Genomic DNA, 250 nt, shown 5'->3' with positions numbered 1-250 from the left:
CCCAGGCGAAGCAGGACAGGATGGTCTTGTGCGCCAGGTGCTGGGCGAACAGGTTGTCGACGAACAGCCATCCGGACAGCAGCGACAGCGAAAGCAGCGACCAGCCGCCCCAGAGGAAGCCGAACAGCAGGCTTTCCATGGTTTGCAGGGGCGGGAAGTTGCGGATCAGCCCGGACGGATGCTTGTGCTTGAGGCGGTAGTCCTGGAGCAGCAGCAAGAGCGCCTGGAACACCGCGATGGTGAGCAGGCC

At 64.0% G+C, this 250-nt stretch carries 1 protein-coding gene; it reads right to left on the bottom strand.

What is annotated here, in order from left to right; genetic code table 11:
• A partial coding sequence (gene ccsA / locus ACLJNW_RS27180) for a cytochrome c biogenesis protein CcsA (RefSeq protein WP_410961661.1) occupies positions 1 to 250 on the bottom strand: 250 nt, incomplete at both ends.

Origin of the sequence: Salmonella sp. SAL4457, assembly GCF_046548235.1 — a bacterium.
Taxonomy (GTDB): Bacteria; Pseudomonadota; Gammaproteobacteria; order Enterobacterales; family Enterobacteriaceae; genus Salmonella; species Salmonella enterica.
The sequence above is the reverse complement of the archived record's forward strand: the minus strand, read 5'-3'. Positions and strand labels throughout refer to the sequence as shown.